At 63.1% G+C, this 469-nt stretch carries 1 protein-coding gene; it reads left to right on the plus strand.

Annotation, left to right across the window (positions count from 1 at the left end):
- Nucleotides 1-469: type VI secretion system Vgr family protein (locus E0L16_RS21950; protein ID WP_248283824.1), on the plus strand; the 469-nt coding region annotated here is incomplete at both ends.

Here is a 469-nt window from a genome sequence, read left to right on the forward strand (position 1 = left end):
AATCTTCCAGGGCCAGACGGTGCCGCAGATTGTCAAGACCCTGCTGGGCGAGCACCAGGTTAACCTCGAAGACAAGCTCACCGGCAGCTACCGGGTGTGGGACTACTGCGTGCAGTATCAGGAGTCGAGCCTGGACTTTATCAGCCGCCTGATGGAGCTGGAGGGGATTGCGTACTACTTCAGCCACGAGGCCGACAAACACACCCTGGTACTCACCGACGCCGCGACGCAGCACCAGCCGTTCAGCGGCTACGAGGTCATCCCGTACCACCAGACGCCGTCCGGCGGCAGCACTGACGAAGAGGGCATCAGCCAGTGGGCGCTGGAGGACAGCGTGACCCCGGGGATTTACAGCCTTGACGACTACGACTTCCGCAAGCCGAACGCGTGGCTGTTCCAGGCGCAGCAGAACCCGGCGTCACCGAAGCCGGGCAGCATCGACGTGTACGACTGGCCGGGGCGCTTTGTA

It is taken from the genome of Enterobacter quasihormaechei (genome assembly GCF_004331385.1).
Lineage (GTDB): Bacteria > Pseudomonadota > Gammaproteobacteria > Enterobacterales > Enterobacteriaceae > Enterobacter > Enterobacter quasihormaechei.